This is a genomic window from Mesorhizobium sp. M7A.F.Ca.CA.001.08.2.1 (assembly GCF_003998455.1).
Taxonomy (GTDB): Bacteria; Pseudomonadota; Alphaproteobacteria; order Rhizobiales; family Rhizobiaceae; genus Mesorhizobium; species Mesorhizobium ciceri.
In genome coordinates this window covers 1-428 of sequence record NZ_RZPW01001482.1, presented here as the reverse complement: position 1 = coordinate 428, position 428 = coordinate 1, and the positions used below count along the sequence as shown (strand labels likewise).

Below are 428 nucleotides of genomic sequence, written 5' to 3'. Positions count from 1 at the left end.
CAAGAGCCGCAAATCGGCATAGTTAACGATAGCAATCCCACCATCACCGCGCATCATCCAGTAGTTTTGGCGCGCTCGCGCGTTTCCGGCGTCAGGCCTTCGGCCAATCTCACCGGCTCGTCGCACTGCGACGCTGCGGCAATCGGGAGGAAAGAACACCCGACGCGACAAATCGCGGAGGGCCGAATTGCCGTTGTGCCCGTAGCTATAGGTCTCGTCGTTTGGTTCTCCTTGTGACCAACTGGTCGGCGTGGTCACCGTCACCCAAAAAATGATCGTGCCGACCTGGCCATGGATCGATGCATGTGAGATTGCGTTCATTGGATGTTCGTTGCTTTAGTCAATCGCAATGTAGCGTTGAGCGGAAACGAAGTGGGCCCGCCACTGAGGACACAAACAGCGGCGGGCCCCTTTTTGAGAGCTTGCCC

The 428-nt window shown here is 57.5% G+C and carries 1 protein-coding gene; it reads right to left on the bottom strand.

Annotation, left to right across the window (positions count from 1 at the left end; translation table 11 throughout):
- A partial coding sequence (locus EN914_RS38635) for a hypothetical protein (protein WP_164779311.1) occupies window positions 1-321 on the bottom strand: 321 nt, incomplete at its 3' end.
- Window positions 322-428 lie beyond the last annotated feature (107 nt).